This window comes from Acinetobacter sp. ANC 4636 (genome assembly GCF_054454555.1).
In genome coordinates this window covers 59371-74877 of record NZ_JBTKVD010000011.1, presented here as the reverse complement: position 1 = coordinate 74877, position 15507 = coordinate 59371, and the positions used below count along the sequence as shown (strand labels likewise).

Sequence of the window (15507 nt, the reverse complement as noted above, 5' to 3'; positions counted from 1 at the left end):
TTAGCGGCGGGCATTGTAGTGTGTCGATGCAATATTACCAAAGCCCCAAACCATTAAAATTACGGCAAAAATGCCATTTAAATAAATCACATCGTTATAGGCTCGCACCTGTGCTTCACGGGTAGTGACTTGTGACAAGCTGGATACAGCCTGTGCCTGATTTTTACTGCTATCGGTAATATAAGCGGCATACTTGCCTTGATACTGGCTGAGGCGCTGCGTCACGTTAGGGTCGGTCGCTTCCAGTGCATTGTTAATGGTGACTTGATAAACTTGAGTGCGTTCTTTTTGATAGGTTGAAAAAAACGAAGATCCCACCAGTCCACCAAAACTTTGGGTCGCTGAAAACAGCACCAAATAGGTCACAACATGGCCTGCACCCTGTTGCAAGGCGCGACCAAAACCGACTAGCAACAATGGGCCAATAAACAGTCCACCTGCAAAGGCCACTAAAAACTGACTATGATAAAAATTGGCGGGTCGTACATCACTGGTGAGATGGAAATCCAGACCACAAGCAATTAAGACCAGAAATTCGGCAAAGACCAATTGCAAGACAATACGTTCGCGGGCAAAGGTCAAGGCACTGAAAATAGCGCCTGCCAACATGCCAAAAAAAATCACTGTGTAGAGGCTGACAAACTGGTCAGGCCCCATACCGACTGTTTTTAGAAAGTTAACGGCTGCATAGGTTTGCTCTGACATCAGTAGACGTAGGGCGAATGCTGCAATAATAAAACGTAGGATTGGCCAAGTGCCTAACCAGCGTGTCATAATCAGTGGGTTAGTACGCTGATGCTCATAGAAAAAACCCAAAACCAGCAAAGTAAAACCGCAAATCAGCACATAGGCAATCCACGGTGAGTCAAACCACCAGCGTAGCGGCCCTTGTACCAGAACTGCACATAAACACGCAAAGCCTGGGGCGAGTAAGGCAAAAGTCAGGAAATCACCTTTTTCAAATACTGCTATACGTAGACTACGCGGCAGCTTGAGTGAAACCACCATGGCAAAACAGCAAATGCTCAGGCCAAGCTCAAAGGTATACAGCACAGTCCAGTTATTGACGTTCACCAGAAGCGGAGAAATAATCCATGCTAGCGGTACGCCTAATTGCCCAATACCAATTCCCAGATACAGTCCTTTAATGCGATGTTCTTTGCTAAAGCCTTGCATGATGTAATACATGCCCAGCGAGCTAAGAGGAGCAGCCGCCAATCCACTAATAAAGCGGGCAAATAGTGCAGATTGATAGTTATTTACCAAAATATGCATGATCATGACGGCAATAAATACCAACAAGCCAATTTCGCTAAATAAACGCAGTCCATACTGCTGGCGGGCTTTGAACAAAATCAGGTTAGAACTGATATTTGCCATGACATACGCGGCAGGCAGCCATGCCCCTTCAATAGGCGTTAAACCGTATTCACCTTGTAGTTGAGGTAAGTTGGCGCTAATAAAGCTGTTACTCAGCCCTGCGGAAAGCGCAATAAATATGCCGATAAAAAAATATAAATAGCGCTTGCCACGTGGGTGCTCAATTGAAGGGGGAGAGCCAGGCAAGACAGGACGTTCGTCGGCTGTCCAGTCGGGCGGTGTCTCCAGATAACGCGGCTGTTTATCCATAACGTGCCTCGCGTGATACCTGAATCCCTGTCAGTAATAGTTCAATGGCACGTTTAGCAAGGCGTATTTGTTCTTGTTCAGTATGTCCACGAAACGATGCGGTTAAAATTGAAATAATGCTACGATAATCTTCAAAAGTCAGATCTGGACGACAAACCTTTGCAGCAATTGCCTGATCAATCAGCGGTTGAATAATCTGTTGATGTTGCTGGATGAGTTCTTGTAGCTGTGCCTCATTGGCATCTAGGACACGCCAGTATTCTTTGAGTGCAGATAAGTGCGGCAGATTGTTAATATGACTGTAAATCAATAAAAACAAGCCATCTTCAAACTGCCCGTAATATTTGGCACGTGTTTCCAGATTTTCAATCGACTGTTGCAACAAGGCATAAATCAAGTGTTTGCGGTCAGCAAAATTACGATAAAACGTGGCACGTCCAACCCCTGCATAATCAATAATCATCTGTAAAGGCACATGAATGCTATGCGCTTTAATCATTTCTGCCGCAGCATTTAAAAGCTCTTCACGGTTTTGTGCCGCTCGTTGTAAGTGTTTACTCATGATTGCCAAGTCATTCAAAATCTGTTGGTATTTTACGGACAAATTTGTCCGTTTGTATTGGAATAGGTGTTTATAGTTTTGTAAATTAATAACTTTATTTTATTAATATACCTATAAATCATCATTATTTATTTTATTAAATCTTCTTTATGCTGTGTTTTATATCAGTCAGAAGGAAGAAAAAATGAATACACAACACCAAGTCAATCAACATCAATACCAATATAAATCAAATGCTTATTTGATCAGTAGCGTACATGCTCAAGGTGTGGAATTTGTCAAAATGCAGCAATGTGTGCAACAGCATCAGTTCAAGCATATATTGGATTTGGGCTGTGGGGCGGGGCATGTCAGTTATCAGGTCGCACCATATACCGAGCAGGTCATTGCTTATGATGTGACATCAGAAATGGTGGAATTGGTTTGCCAGCAAGCAAAAGAGAAGGGCTTAAGCCAGATTCAGGGGCAGCAGGGCGCAGCCGAGCAATTGCCTTTTGCAGATCAGTCTTTCGATTGCATTATTAGTCGCTATTCAGCACATCACTGGCAGCATGTCGGGCAAGCCATGCAGGAAATTTATCGGGTTTTACAACCACACGGCAAAGTGATTTTTGTGGATATTTTGGGAAATGGTCAGCCTGCTTTAGACACCTTTTTACAAACGATAGAAATGATTCGTGACCCAAGTCATGTGCGAAATTACAACTTGCAAGAATGGATGCGATTTGCTGAATATGCGGGTTTTCAGGTTGAGCAAGTAGAAAAACAAGTATTGCATTTGGACTTTGACAGTTGGGTCAGCCGCATGCAAACTCCAGCAAGTGGTGTTGAAACGATTCGGAGCTTGCAAGGCAAAGTTTCTGACGCCGTCAAACAACATTTCCAGATTCGGGCAGATGGTTCATTTCAAAGCGATGTGATGTATTTAGTATTGGGAAAAACAGCTTAAGTTCTGTTAAAATATCCGCCTTTGTTGGCCAGTAAATAGGTACTGTCGTGAATAGTTTGTGGGCGCTTTTTCCGATTGCCATCGCATTAATGTTAGGCGCGATTAGCCCAGGTCCAACCTTTATTTATGTGGCAAAAAACTCTATTGCCATTTCACGTAAACATGGCTTATTTACTGCTTTGGGTACTGGAACAGGTGCGGCACTATTTGGTTTGCTTGCGGTCATGGGCTTGCAAGCAATTTTACTCGCCGTTCCATCCGCATATTTGATTTTAAAAGTGTGTGGTGGTCTGTATTTGCTATGGCTCGCATTTAAAATTATTCGACATGCGAAAGAGCCAATCCAGACTGAACAGGATACAGCCCAAAAAATGAGCTATGCCCAAGCCTATCGTTTAGGGTTGATCACACAACTCAGCAACCCGAAAATTGCGATTGTCCTCGCCAGTATTTTTACCGCTTTGCTGCCAAAGGAAATCCCAAGTTATTACTATGTGGTTTTGCCGATACTATGCTTTTTTATTGATGCAGGTTGGTACTCACTGGTCGCTATGGTGCTTTCGGCTGAAGTACCGCGTAAAGTGTATTTAAAATCCAAAGCAATTTTTGATCGTGTAGCAGGCGGCGTGATGACTTTGCTTGGGCTGAAACTGATTTTTGGTATGAAGTAATCTAAAGAATTTTAAAAAAGCCTATTGTTCATTAATAGGCTTTTTTTATGCCTTATCATCTTGGGTTGGCAATAATAAATTTGTTTTCAGAGAGTAAGCTGAATACATCTATCACCGCCTCAAGATAAGATGAAAGACTTTATGAAGAATAATAAGTTCTTCTTAAAGATATTTTATATTAAAAATAAGCTGATCTTTTTATTGCCGATTTTGCCATCTTGGAATAAGTTTCTTCACAAATTGAAATATATTTTTTTATACATTCTGCAAATAAAGTGCTAATTTAAAATAAAACAACAAAGAGGATATGCTCATGAAGACAATATCCATACTCTGCGTAGCGATGAGTTTATTTGTGCTTACAGGATGTGAGCTAAAACAGCCTATCAAAACTCAGCCTAATTACTATGCACGAAGCATTGCAGGTACTCCTGTCTATCAACAAGACTATCAGTTAAGTGCAGCCAACAAACCGTAAATTTATTTGCCCAGTCCTGAAATAAGTATCAACCTATTTCAGGACTCAGAGATTTGTCTTAATCTTTAAAATGTACGGGAATCCACTGATAACTTTTCTCATCAGCAGAATAGATATGCCCAATTCCTGGGAAAGGCAAATGCGGTGCAGCAATCGTTTCTCTATTTTTGGCATACTCAGCAAATTGCTTTAAGCGTGTTGCAATCGCTTGTTTAGGATCAACATCATAGCCAATCGCCGTTGCCGGATGATCGAACTGTATGGTGTGTGAATGCACAATATCACCAATAAAAACAATAGTTTCATTTGATGTTTTGAGTTCATAACTGAAATGCCCTGGCGTATGTCCAGGGGTACTGATCACTTTAAAACCCTGAATCTGATCACCCAGCTTGTAGGTTTTAAAGCGTTGTTTGGCTTGATAAGGGGCAATTGCCTGTTTGATTTTTTCAACGGTGGCTAAATAGCCTGCCTGTTGTGCTTTGGGAAGTTTTTTGATCTGTTCAGGATTGAGCCAGTAATTGGCTTCGGTAGAGGATACATAGACGGTTGCATTGGGGAAGTTGGCAGCGCCATTTTTACTAATTCCACACACGTGGTCAGGGTGTAGATGGGTTAGCAAAATGCTATTGACCTGTTCAGGTTTGTAACCTGATGCTTTTAAGTTGCTTAAAACCGAGCCTAAATGTGACCCAAAACAACTGGAAGCACCACTATCGACTAACACCAGTGAATGTCCTGTATTGACCAGAAAGGCGTTGATGGAGGTTTGTATGCCTTGGGCTTGGTCTGCATAATATTTCTTTAGGCTTTCATGAATTTGTTGCTCTGAAAGCCCTTTAAATAAACTGGGTGAAATGTAGTTTGTGCCATCGAGTAAAGCGGTAATTTGGGTTTGACCTGACTGATATTGGTAGTAGCCCGCCACTTGTTTGTGTTGCTCGATTGGAGCTGTGGGGGACGTGGCGAAGGTTGAAAGGCTGATGAAACTTGAGCATAAAAGGGCAGAAGCGAGTAGTTTTTTCATTTGGGTCTATTTTTTGATTTATTTATGGTGCTTATTTTTTAGCATGTGGGGCAAGATTTTTCATCTTTTTTTAGTTCGTGTAAATGAAGTGAAAATGTGTATGAAGCTAAAAAGGCTGTGCTTCTTATCTTCTGAAAGGAGTGGAATTATTTTAAGTGGAGTTCCTTCTCCTTTTGGGAGAAGGTTAGGATGAGGGTATAAATAGTTTTTATAAAATTATTAAAGATTATTAAATTCTTTTTTATGAACGGTTACTTCAATAAAATTTTCTTTATCCTTAGGCGTCTTTTGGCGGAAGTCCTCAACAATTGCAAATACTGTTGAAAATATAGCTGATCTTGTAAGCTGAATTAAATTAAGAAGACTACTTTCAAATTCACTAATTTTTACATAGGTGTGGGTTGAATCGTTGTAAAGTTCAAAAGTATCTGGAACTAAAAATAAAATATGATGTTCTAAAGCATTTCTCCACTTTTTATAAAAACCAAATTCTCCATTTTTTTCATTCAAATCACAAATTATGCTATTAACGGCAATTAAAGCAAAATTTTCTTTTTCCTCTAGAATAGATTTATTGTCACGCCAAAAATTGTTGAAAGTTGTATTGTCTTTAATTTTAAGCGAAAAATACTGACATAAGAAGATTGCCAACTTATCCAATATTGAGAAACACAATCTGAAACAAGTTCTTAGCTTTTCATATCTTATATTGATGATTTCTTGGTCATCCAGTTCCGAATAACAACTTTCGTAATCAAACTGAGAGCTATCGGTGAATTTAGACTCATAGTAAAGTACTCGAATTAAAGAAAACTCAGCCTTAATACGATTTAAGTATTGTTCAAATTGAAGAATATTGGTTGATGAAATTACGCTTTGTAATAGAGTTAAATCATCTCTTTCATTAGCAATGCATGAACAATACATTCCATGAATATTTAATGTTAAGTTTTCCTCTATACACCACTGTCTAAAATGACTCATGGTTGAATATTCTTCGAGCGTTTCTGCTTCATCTTTTTCTAGATCATTATTAGTTAGTTGCCTTCTTAAATATGTATTTTTATTTTCATAGAAAGGTTTCCAATCATTAGGGATTTGATTCGATTTACAAGCAAAGTCATACCCTTTAATAATTTCAATAATCATCTTTTGTGTTCGATGATCCAATAATTTATCAAACTGTTCTAGGCAAGAGCTTCTATTGAGCCATGCTTGAGGATAAGAAGTATTCTTTTCTATAACTAAATTATAAATTTTTAGCGCTTCCGAAAATCGAAATTGCTGTTTTAGGACATTAGCAAGATTGATTAAATTCTGTTGATATAAATCATATTCTTCATCTTTTTTAATTAACTTAAATGCTTTCCAATATAAATTTTTTACCGTATTAAATAGCTCTGTATTTTTAAAATTTACTTTTTCTTTGGAATAACCACAGTCATTAGCAAGAGCTAGCTTGCCATTTGCTAAGTTATAGTAATAAGTAACATTGAATTCTCTTTCATAGTGCTCAGAGTCAACTTCTAAAATTTCAATTCCTTTTAAAACTGAATTCTTATTTTGTGAGTATGTTCCAACATCAATAAATTGACCTGCTAGATTAAAGCGAAGGTGCAAAACTGTGCTATTTTTTTCATATTTTTCTAATTCCTGTAAAATTATTTCAGCTCCAGATAGAGCCTCGCTCCATTTACCATGATCTATTGAATTTGAAATAGCGTTTATAGCTTCATTAATTTTTATTAGAGTAAGCATGTTAATTAATTTATATGTATAAATAAAAAAACCCCACTAAATATAGCAGGGCTTCTTGTAAGTGTCTAAACCTTAAGAAACCTTATCACCTGGTTTAGCGCCAGATTCAGGTGAAATCACCCAAACACCTTCGCCATTACCTGCTGCAAGCACCATCCCGTTTGAGATCCCAAAACGCATTTTGCGTGGTGCAAGGTTTGCAACCAATACAACCAGCTTATCTTTCAGGTCTTCAGGTGCATAAAACTCACGAATACCGCTAAATACGTTACGTGGTTCAGCTTCGCCTGCATCTAAAGTCAGTTGAAGAAGTTTGTCTGAGCCTTCAACTGTTGCAGCTTCCAACACTTTCGCTACACGAAGGTCAATCTTGATAAAATCTTCAATACCAATGATTTCAGCTTCACCAATTTTCGGTTCAGCTTTTTTCTCTTTGGCCTTTTCTTTTTTCTTTTCCGCTTTTGCAGGTTCAGCAGCAGGCGCACCTAAAGACTCTTTCGATGCATCCACCATCGCCGCAACCGCTTTTGGATCAACACGTTGCATTAGCGCTTGGAAAGCAGCAATTTCATGTCCAACTAAAATCGTTTTACGTGATGCAAAATTGAAGCTGTCGAGTTTTAAGAAGGCTTGAACTTGATTCGCCAATTCAGGTAAGACTGGCGCAAGGTAAACAGCCAATTGGCGGAACAGGTTGATACCGACAGAGCAAACATCATGCACTTGCTGTTCTTGACCCTCTTGCTTCGCCAATGCCCACGGTTTTTTCTCATCGATGTATTGGTTGGCACGGTCAGCCAATGCCATGATTTCACGAATCGCAGTTGAGAACTCGCGAGCTTCATAGGCTTTGGCAATCGAATCACCAGCATCAATAAAGCTTTGTACCAAATCTGCTTCAGCACATTCGCTCGATAAGGTATCGTTAAATTTGGTGTTAATGAACTTGGCACAACGGCTAGCAATATTTACCACTTTACCGACAAGGTCAGAGTTCACTTTTTGAATGAAATCATCCAAGTTCAAGTCTGAATCTTCAACTTTGTCCGAAAGTTTAGACGCGAAGTAATAACGTAAATACTCAGGATTCAAGTGCTCTAAATAGGTTTCTGCTTTAATGAATGTACCACGTGATTTCGACATTTTTTGACCATTTACAGTCAAGAAACCGTTTACAAATAAACCTGTTGGTGTACGGTAGTTTGCGCCTTCAAGCATTGCAGGCCAGAACAACGCATGGAAGTAAACAATGTCTTTACCAATGAAGTGATAGACTTCATTTTCACTGTCTTTTTTCCAGTAGTCGTCAAAGTTCAAATTTGGGCATTTGGTTTTAATGTAGTTTTCAAAACTCGACATATAGCCAATCGGCGCATCGACCCATACATAGAAATATTTGTTTGGCGCATCTGGAATTTCAAAACCGAAATATGGTGCATCACGCGAAATATCCCAGTCTGCCAAACCTGCATCGAACCATTCATCCAGTTTGTTGGCAATTGAAACAGGCAGACGACCTTGGTCACGTGTCCATTTTTGTAGATATTCTGAGAAATTTGGCAGCTTAAAGAAGTAATGGTCTGATGACTTTTCAACAGGTGTTGCACCGCTTAGTGTAGAGCGCGGATTTAACAGTTCAGTTGCATTATAAGTTGTTCCGCAAACTTCACAAGAGTCGCCGTACTGGTCTTCAGCTTTACATTTCGGGCATGTGCCTTTAATGAAGCGATCCGACAAAAACATTTGTTTTTCTGGGTCAAATAACTGAGTGACAGGGCGAATCGCGATGTTGCCTGCTTCACGGTTTTTGACATAAATTTCTTGAGAACGTGCTTTGTTGGTGTCGCTATGGGTTGAGTCATAGTGGTCAAAGCTAATGCCAAAACCTGCAAAATCACGCTCATGTTCTTTTTGCACATTGGCGATCTGCTGTTCTGGACTAATGCCATTGGCTTCGGCACGTAGCATGATGGCAGTACCATGAGCATCATCCGCACAGACATAAGTCACTTCATGACCTAATGCACGCATGGCACGAACCCAAATATCTGCTTGGATATAACCGAGTAAGTGACCCATGTGAATTGGACCATTGGCATAAGGAAGGGCATTTGTGACTAAAATTTTACGCACGGAAGTTGTTCTCTCATTCGTATTTACAAGCAAAAGATTGTACCTGAGCGCAGGAAAACAAAGCAACGCTTTGTCTGCGCATTTGGCGAGGGCTGCGCTGAGTATATCGAACTTTGCTGATTTAAGCGGTGAATTCTTTTCAAATTAAAGATTAAGCGAAATCTTCATATTCAGACCAAAATAAAATTTGGGCATTTTTACCAGTCATATTGATCATAGCTATCAATAAAGTTGACTTAAACTTATCTGCAATTACAGTTAAACTAAACCCATTATCTTTCCTGTTGGAGTCAAATATGTCTTGGTTTTCTTCCTTAAAAGCAAAATTTGCCCCATCACAGGAGGTCAAAGAAGAAGAAATCCAGAAAGTCCTCCAAAGTTACTGTTTGCCCCATTCTGAAAATTTACTCAAAGACCGCATTAGTCAGGTCAATTTACAGGGGCAGATTTTACAGCTCACCATCAATACTCATCCGAGCGAAGCTGAACAATTACAGCAAATTCACGATGAACTTGCCGATGCCTTGGAAAAATGTGGCATTCAGGAACTGAATTTACATGTGATTCAGCAAAAAAAAGGGCAAGCAACATCGGGTGGTTGTGGCAGCCAGCAGCATGGTGAAGCAGGGCATAGCTGTTCATCGAAGCCGAAAGCTGAAGCGGGTAATTTACCCCCTGTCGTAGATGCCTCGGCAAAATCTGAGCCAGTTGAAGCAGATCCAAATAATCCACCGATTCAAAAAGCTGCACCACAGCAGCGTGATGTGCCAAAGCACCCACGTATTCAGCATGTGATCTTGGTATCTTCGGGTAAAGGTGGTGTTGGTAAATCAACGACAACCGTCAATCTGGCGTTGGGGTTACAAAAACTCGGTTTAAAAGTGGGCGTACTGGATGCAGATATCTATGGTCCAAGTATTCCAACCATGCTGGGCAATGCTGGGCAAACGCCACTGATTGAAAATGAACAGTTTGTGCCTTTGGAAGCCTATGGTATGCCTGTGTTATCCATCGGGCATTTAACAGGGGACAACAATACGCCTGTCGCTTGGCGTGGACCAAAAGCAACGGGTGCTTTAATGCAACTGTTTAACCAAACCTTGTGGCCTGAGCTTGATGTATTGATGATCGATATGCCACCAGGAACAGGTGATATTCAACTGACTTTAGCGCAGCGCATTCCTGTCTCTGGCGCAGTCATTGTGACCACTCCGCAAAATGTTGCATTACTTGATGCGACCAAAGGGATTGAGTTATTCAATCGTATGCAGATTCCTGTATTGGGTGTGGTTGAAAACATGTCAACACATATCTGTTCAAATTGTGGTTTTGAAGAGCGGATTTTTGGGGTTGGTGGTGGTGATAAAATTTCTGAGCAATATCATATTCCACTCTTGGGACGATTGCCTTTAAATGCGCAAATTCGTGAAAATGCCGATAAAGGTGAACCAAGTGTGGTCGCGATGGATGATGCCCATGACAGCTACATGGCGATTGCTGAACAACTTTTGAAGTGTATTGAAAAGTTACCAAAAACTGATAAAGATCAAAATCGTATTTTCTAATCGCTTAAAGCCTGATGTTTGCATCAGGCTTTTTAAATGGAGGGATTCATGATGCGACCGCTGATTATTCAAGGTGCTCTTCCTGTTGAATGTGAACATCTGGCAAGCCAATTAACCAATGTTGAAATGGAAACTATCGGAGGCTGGGTATTTTGGAAGGGGCATTATCAAGGCTTTCCAGTGATTATTTCCAAAACCCGTATGGGAATGACCAATTCTGCTGCGGCAACGGCAATTGCTATTTTAAAATATCAGCCCTGTGCCATTATTAATCAGGGAACATCGGGTGGGCATGATCCCGCATTAAATGTATTTGATCTCGTGCTTGGGTTTGCAGTTTGTAATATTGGTGCATTTAAAACACCCAAAAAAGCACTGGGTGAAGGTGCCGATGCTTTAGCATGGCGAGAAGCCTTTGATGTTTTGGCAGAAGATGAAACAGATCCTGAACCGATTGCGATTCGACATTTTTATGCAGACCCTGCATTACTTGCTGCGGCACAGCATGTTCGACACGACTATACGGCGGGGCAAGTGGTAGAAGGTATTATTGGCTCGGCAGATGTCTGGAACAATGAATTGGATCGGATTGCTTTTTTTCGAGAGACTTATGGCACAGTCACCGAAGAAATGGAAGGTGCTTCTGTGGCACAAGTTGCTGCCCAGTTTCAGGTACCTTTTTTAGCAATACGGGTTGTATCCAATAATTTAACCAATCAACAAACTTATAATGCGAAAACAGGACAGGCATGTCAGGACTTTGTATTTAAAGTTGTGCAGCATTATTTAGCAGAGCTATAAAAATTTTTTAAAGTGGGGCTTGGTTGTGGCGCTTATGCCAAGTGCGGATCACGCTCCAACGCCAAAGTACCAGCGTTACGATATAGAGCACAATAGCGACCAGTAATGCTTCGACAATTAAACCCGTCAGAAGGATTTTGGCTAAACTAAAATCAATATGCCCATGCCCGAAATGTTCAATCCAGTTCACAATCTGGTGCATGACGCCCATCAACATGGCTTTGTCGATCATGTGTACCTGATAGATTTTTGTCCCGAACCAAAATCCAATATATAAAATCGGAACTAAGGTAAATGGATTGCTTAACCATGCCAAAGCCAAGCTGACAGGCAGGTTAATTTCGAGGAGTAATACCGCAAGAACGATGAATATACTATGAAAAGGTATAGGAAGCAGACCGAAGAATGAACCGATAAAAATCGCTTTGCAGATCGATTTTCGGTTGACATACCACAGCAAAGGGTTGGCTGTATGCTTACCAAACAGTTTCATCATTTTCATAGAGGAAACTCGTTCGGGCGAAGGCAACCAAGATTGCAATAGTTGTTTAACCATACATGCTCAAATTTAATCGATTCAACATCACTCAATATTGTATATTGGGTCATTTCCACTTTATGCAAGCAAACTTAGCTAGAGCTTCATTGTCTGCACTTTTACATTGCGCTGCCAAAACGATATGTAACATACATGATAAAATAGCATAAAATCCGCCTGTATTGGCTATTTTGATCATTTCAGTTGTTCTGTATACTCGCCCATGGTCTAATTTGATTTATTTAAGATATTGAAAATATAAATTTTATTTTATTTATTTAAAAATGGTTACAATTACTTTTTTGCCTTGATTGGCAAAATGCCATACTTTGGCGACGATCAACTTTGGAGGTCAGTGGATGATATCTTGGTTATTTCTCGGTTCTGTAATTACAATTTTGTTTACACCTGGTCCAACCAACACTTTATTGGCTTCTTCAGGTATTCGAGCAGGACTAAAAACATCATTAAAACTTATTCCAGCAGAAACATTAGGTTATTTAATTGCGATTACGTTGTGGGGCATTCTGATTAGTTTTGTCGAGCAGCGCTTACCATTATTACCGAAATTGCTCCAACTTTTGAGTGCGAGTTATATGTTGTATTTGGCAGTTAAGCTTTGGAAAACTGCTAACCATGATTTAGATCTACAACAGTCCGTGATTCAGCCTAGAGAATTATTTGTTGCAACCTTATTCAACCCGAAAGGTTTGGTGTTTGCATCGGTCATTTTTCCTAAAATGGTTTGGCAAAGCGCAGGACTTTACTTATTGCATATTGGGGTGTTTTTATTACTCATCGTACCGATCGCTTTTTGCTGGATTCTGTTAGGCACCTATCTCACCAAAAATAAAGTTTCTTGGTTAAACCCTTGTAATTTGCAGCGTACTGCTTCTTTAATTCTGATGTCTTTTTCTGTTCCCTTGAGTTATTCAGCTTTGATTCGTTTATATTGAGTTTTGATCATGGTCAAAATCGTTAAATTCAGTTAAAGTACAGCCCAATATTGATAGATTGATTTATGATTTTGGAATAGCTACATGGCCATTAAGTCTGATCGTTGGATTCGCGAAATGAGTGAGCAACACGGTATGATCGAACCGTTTGCACCCAATCAGGTTCGCTATAATGAACAAGGTGAGAAACTAATTTCTTACGGTGTATCTAGTTACGGTTATGATGTTCGCTGTGCACGCGAATTTAAAGTCTTTACTAATGTACATTCTGCAATTGTCGACCCTAAAAACTTTGATGATAAAAGCTTTATCGACATTGAATCCGATGTATGTATTATCCCGCCAAATTCGTTTGCGCTAGCCCGTACCGTTGAGTATTTTCGCATTCCACGTAGTGTGCTAACAGTATGCCTAGGTAAGTCAACGTATGCGCGTTGCGGTATTATTGTGAATGTCACACCACTTGAACCTGAGTGGGAAGGGCATGTAACTTTAGAATTCTCAAATACCACAAACTTGCCTGCACGTATTTATGCGGGTGAAGGTGTTGCACAAATGTTGTTCTTCGAATCTGATGAAGTGTGCGAAACTTCTTATAAAGACCGTGGTGGTAAGTACCAAGGTCAGCAAGGTGTGACATTGCCAAAAGCTTAATTCAGTGCTGATGGCAAGACATAAAAAATCCCGCAGCTTGGCGGGATTTTTTATGGGGCTGAATTAGCCACGTAATTTTTCTAATAGCTCATCTTTACTGATATTCACTGATTCAGCATCACGGCGACCCTTATATTCAAAAGTACCTGCGTCTAAGCCTTTTTCACCAATCACAATACGGTGTGGAATACCTACTAGCTCAAGATCTGAGAATTTTACGCCTGGGCGCTCATTACGATCATCTAGCAATACATCAAAACCTTGCGCTTGTAATTCTGCATAGAGTGCTTCAGCAGCTTCCAAAGTACGTGGTGATTTGTGTGCATTCATTGGTACGATTGCCACTTCAAATGGTGCAATCGCTGATGGCCAAATAATACCTTTGTCATCGTAATTTTGTTCGATTGCAGAAGCCACCACACGGGTCACCCCGATACCGTAACAGCCCATAGTAACAGTCAGAGGTTTACCATCTTCACCAAGAACCTTACAGCCTAACGCTTCAGAGTATTTTTGCCCAAGCTGGAAGATATGACCGACTTCAATACCACGTTTAATTTGTAAAACGCCTTTCCCGTCTGGAGATGGGTCGCCGTCTACGACATTACGTAAGTCATAAACTTCACTGATTTGAGCATCACGTTCCCAGTTTACCCCAGTAGCATGTTGATCAACCTGATTCGCACCTGCTACAAAGTCAGATAATACTGATGCAGCGCGATCTACGATTACAGTTAAACCTTTTTCAACTAAGCCTTGTGGACCTGTGAAACCAGCAGTTAAACCATATTGTTGCAATTGAGCTTCAGTGGCAAAAGTCAGCGGAGCAGCAATTTGTGGATGCTTTTCAGCTTTGATTTCATTCAGCTCATGATCGCCACGCAGGAAGAGTGCCACGACAGGAACATTTCCATCTTCTTGGGCAATACCTTGAACCAAAAGCGCTTTCACGGATTGTTTTGGATCTGCTTTTAAGAAAGCACACACATCTGCAATGGTTTTGGTATTTGGCGTATCAACCACTTGAAGTTCTTGAGCAGGTGCTTGGCGTTCACCAACCAATACAGCTTCGGCTTTTTCAACATTGGCTGCATAGTCAGATTCAGTTGAAAATACGATATCGTCTTCACCACTTTCTGCAAGTACATGGAATTCATGCGAGCCTGAACCGCCAATTGAGCCTGTATCTGCTTGTACTGGACGGAAATTTAAGCCTAAGCGTGTGAAGATACGGCAATAGGTGTCATACATCACATCATAAGTTTCTTGCAAAGAGGCTTGATCTACGTGGAATGAGTAAGCATCTTTCATCACAAATTCGCGTGAACGCATCACACCAAAGCGTGGGCGTATTTCATCACGAAACTTAGTTTGAATCTGATAGAAATTGATCGGCAGTTGTTTATAGCTTTTTAATTCATTACGAGCCAAGTCGGTAATGACTTCTTCGTGAGTTGGGCCAAGTACAAATGGGTTATCATGACGATCTTTAAAACGCAGTAATTCAGGGCCATATTGTACATAACGACCAGATTCTTCCCAAAGGCTGGCAGGCTGAGTTACAGGCATAAACACTTCTAATGCATTAGAACGGTTCATTTCTTCGCGCACAATTGCTTCAACTTTATTTAGCACACGTTTACCCATTGGCAGCCAAGTGTATAAACCTGATGCTAATTTACGAATCATGCCAGCTCGAAGCATTAACTGGTGCGAAATAACTTCCGCATCGTTTGGGGTTTCTCTTAACGTTGCAAATAAAAAGCGACTCGCGCGCATGGAGGTT

The 15507-nt window shown here is 40.4% G+C and carries 14 protein-coding genes; 7 read left to right on the top strand and 7 right to left on the bottom strand.

Translation table 11 applies throughout. The annotated features are described in order from the left end of the window. Both ACX1N5_RS12220 and ACX1N5_RS12215 read right to left on the bottom strand, forming a co-directional pair. Complete coding sequence (locus ACX1N5_RS12220) at positions 1 to 1629, bottom strand: MFS transporter (RefSeq protein WP_458802697.1); 1629 nt, start codon at positions 1627 to 1629, stop codon at positions 1 to 3. After that, a complete protein-coding gene (locus ACX1N5_RS12215; protein WP_458802741.1) occupies positions 1622 to 2191 on the bottom strand; it encodes a TetR/AcrR family transcriptional regulator in 570 nt (189 codons plus the stop codon). Before ACX1N5_RS12215 ends, ACX1N5_RS12220 begins: the two co-directional genes overlap by 8 nt. Before the next feature lie 184 nt (positions 2192 to 2375). Between ACX1N5_RS12215 and ACX1N5_RS12210 the strand changes: the two genes are divergently transcribed. From ACX1N5_RS12210 to ACX1N5_RS12200, 3 genes are all read left to right on the top strand, one after another. After that, positions 2376 to 3140, top strand: a complete 765-nt coding sequence (locus tag ACX1N5_RS12210; protein WP_458802695.1) for a class I SAM-dependent methyltransferase — start codon at positions 2376 to 2378, stop codon at positions 3138 to 3140. 89 nt (positions 3141 to 3229) lie between these two features. Then, positions 3230 to 3811 carry a LysE family translocator gene (locus ACX1N5_RS12205; protein WP_458802739.1) on the top strand — a complete coding sequence of 194 codons (582 nt, stop codon included), beginning with the start codon at positions 3230 to 3232 and terminating at the stop codon, positions 3809 to 3811. Between the two features lie 313 nt (positions 3812 to 4124). Beyond that, positions 4125 to 4289, top strand: a complete 165-nt coding sequence (locus ACX1N5_RS12200) for an NF038215 family lipoprotein (RefSeq protein WP_004901880.1) — start codon at positions 4125 to 4127, stop codon at positions 4287 to 4289. A gap of 58 nt (positions 4290 to 4347) precedes the next feature. Here ACX1N5_RS12200 and ACX1N5_RS12195 read toward each other — a convergent pair whose 3' ends face one another. The 3 genes from ACX1N5_RS12195 to metG form a co-directional block, all read right to left on the bottom strand. After that, entirely contained in the window at positions 4348 to 5316 is a 969-nt protein-coding gene (locus ACX1N5_RS12195; protein WP_458802693.1) for an MBL fold metallo-hydrolase, read from the bottom strand. 219 nt (positions 5317 to 5535) lie between these two features. Beyond that, complete coding sequence (locus tag ACX1N5_RS12190) at positions 5536 to 7074, bottom strand: LA2681 family HEPN domain-containing protein (protein WP_458802691.1); 1539 nt, start codon at positions 7072 to 7074, stop codon at positions 5536 to 5538. 72 nt (positions 7075 to 7146) lie between these two features. Further along, a complete protein-coding gene (gene metG, locus ACX1N5_RS12185; RefSeq protein WP_458802689.1) occupies positions 7147 to 9207 on the bottom strand; it encodes a methionine--tRNA ligase in 2061 nt (686 codons plus the stop codon). A gap of 296 nt (positions 9208 to 9503) precedes the next feature. Here metG and apbC point away from each other — a divergent pair, with 296 nt between their 5' ends. Both apbC and ACX1N5_RS12175 read left to right on the top strand, forming a co-directional pair. Beyond that, positions 9504 to 10772: an iron-sulfur cluster carrier protein ApbC gene (gene apbC / locus ACX1N5_RS12180; protein ID WP_458802687.1), complete on the top strand. Its 1269-nt coding sequence runs from the start codon at positions 9504 to 9506 to the stop codon at positions 10770 to 10772. Between the two features lie 48 nt (positions 10773 to 10820). Continuing rightward, entirely contained in the window at positions 10821 to 11573 is a 753-nt protein-coding gene (locus ACX1N5_RS12175; RefSeq protein ID WP_458802685.1) for a 5'-methylthioadenosine/S-adenosylhomocysteine nucleosidase, read from the top strand. Positions 11574 to 11580: 7 nt separating this feature from the next. Here the strand turns inward: ACX1N5_RS12175 and ACX1N5_RS12170 are convergent, their stop codons facing one another. Beyond that, a complete protein-coding gene (locus ACX1N5_RS12170; RefSeq protein WP_004750711.1) occupies positions 11581 to 12129 on the bottom strand; it encodes a DUF2062 domain-containing protein in 549 nt (182 codons plus the stop codon). A gap of 341 nt (positions 12130 to 12470) precedes the next feature. On the opposite strand from ACX1N5_RS12170, the gene ACX1N5_RS12165 reads away from it, so the two are divergent. After that, a complete protein-coding gene (locus ACX1N5_RS12165) occupies positions 12471 to 13067 on the top strand; it encodes a LysE family translocator (RefSeq protein ID WP_004750713.1) in 597 nt (198 codons plus the stop codon). Between the two features lie 84 nt (positions 13068 to 13151). Continuing rightward, complete coding sequence (gene dcd, locus ACX1N5_RS12160; protein WP_004750715.1) at positions 13152 to 13721, top strand: dCTP deaminase; 570 nt, start codon at positions 13152 to 13154, stop codon at positions 13719 to 13721. 63 nt (positions 13722 to 13784) lie between these two features. Here the strand turns inward: dcd and ACX1N5_RS12155 are convergent, their stop codons facing one another. After that, complete coding sequence (locus tag ACX1N5_RS12155; RefSeq protein WP_458802682.1) at positions 13785 to 15500, bottom strand: proline--tRNA ligase; 1716 nt, start codon at positions 15498 to 15500, stop codon at positions 13785 to 13787. Between the last annotated feature and the right edge of the window lie 7 nt (positions 15501 to 15507).

What these genes read in the sequence shown, in the direction of transcription:
- ACX1N5_RS12170 (WP_004750711.1), bottom strand. Translation starts at nt 12,129, where the DNA reads ATGGTTAAACAACTATTGCAATCTTGGTTGCCTTCGCCCGAACGAGTT.
- ACX1N5_RS12200 (WP_004901880.1), top strand. Translation starts at nt 4,125, where the DNA reads ATGAAGACAATATCCATACTCTGCGTAGCGATGAGTTTATTTGTGCTT.
- ACX1N5_RS12215 (WP_458802741.1), bottom strand. Translation starts at nt 2,191, where the DNA reads ATGAGTAAACACTTACAACGAGCGGCACAAAACCGTGAAGAGCTTTTA.
- ACX1N5_RS12210 (WP_458802695.1), top strand. Translation starts at nt 2,376, where the DNA reads ATGAATACACAACACCAAGTCAATCAACATCAATACCAATATAAATCA.
- apbC (WP_458802687.1), top strand. Translation starts at nt 9,504, where the DNA reads ATGTCTTGGTTTTCTTCCTTAAAAGCAAAATTTGCCCCATCACAGGAG.
- ACX1N5_RS12190 (WP_458802691.1), bottom strand. Translation starts at nt 7,074, where the DNA reads ATGCTTACTCTAATAAAAATTAATGAAGCTATAAACGCTATTTCAAAT.
- dcd (WP_004750715.1), top strand. Translation starts at nt 13,152, where the DNA reads ATGGCCATTAAGTCTGATCGTTGGATTCGCGAAATGAGTGAGCAACAC.
- ACX1N5_RS12175 (WP_458802685.1), top strand. Translation starts at nt 10,821, where the DNA reads ATGATGCGACCGCTGATTATTCAAGGTGCTCTTCCTGTTGAATGTGAA.
- ACX1N5_RS12195 (WP_458802693.1), bottom strand. Translation starts at nt 5,316, where the DNA reads ATGAAAAAACTACTCGCTTCTGCCCTTTTATGCTCAAGTTTCATCAGC.
- ACX1N5_RS12205 (WP_458802739.1), top strand. Translation starts at nt 3,230, where the DNA reads ATGTTAGGCGCGATTAGCCCAGGTCCAACCTTTATTTATGTGGCAAAA.
- ACX1N5_RS12165 (WP_004750713.1), top strand. Translation starts at nt 12,471, where the DNA reads ATGATATCTTGGTTATTTCTCGGTTCTGTAATTACAATTTTGTTTACA.
- ACX1N5_RS12220 (WP_458802697.1), bottom strand. Translation starts at nt 1,629, where the DNA reads ATGGATAAACAGCCGCGTTATCTGGAGACACCGCCCGACTGGACAGCC.
- ACX1N5_RS12155 (WP_458802682.1), bottom strand. Translation starts at nt 15,500, where the DNA reads ATGCGCGCGAGTCGCTTTTTATTTGCAACGTTAAGAGAAACCCCAAAC.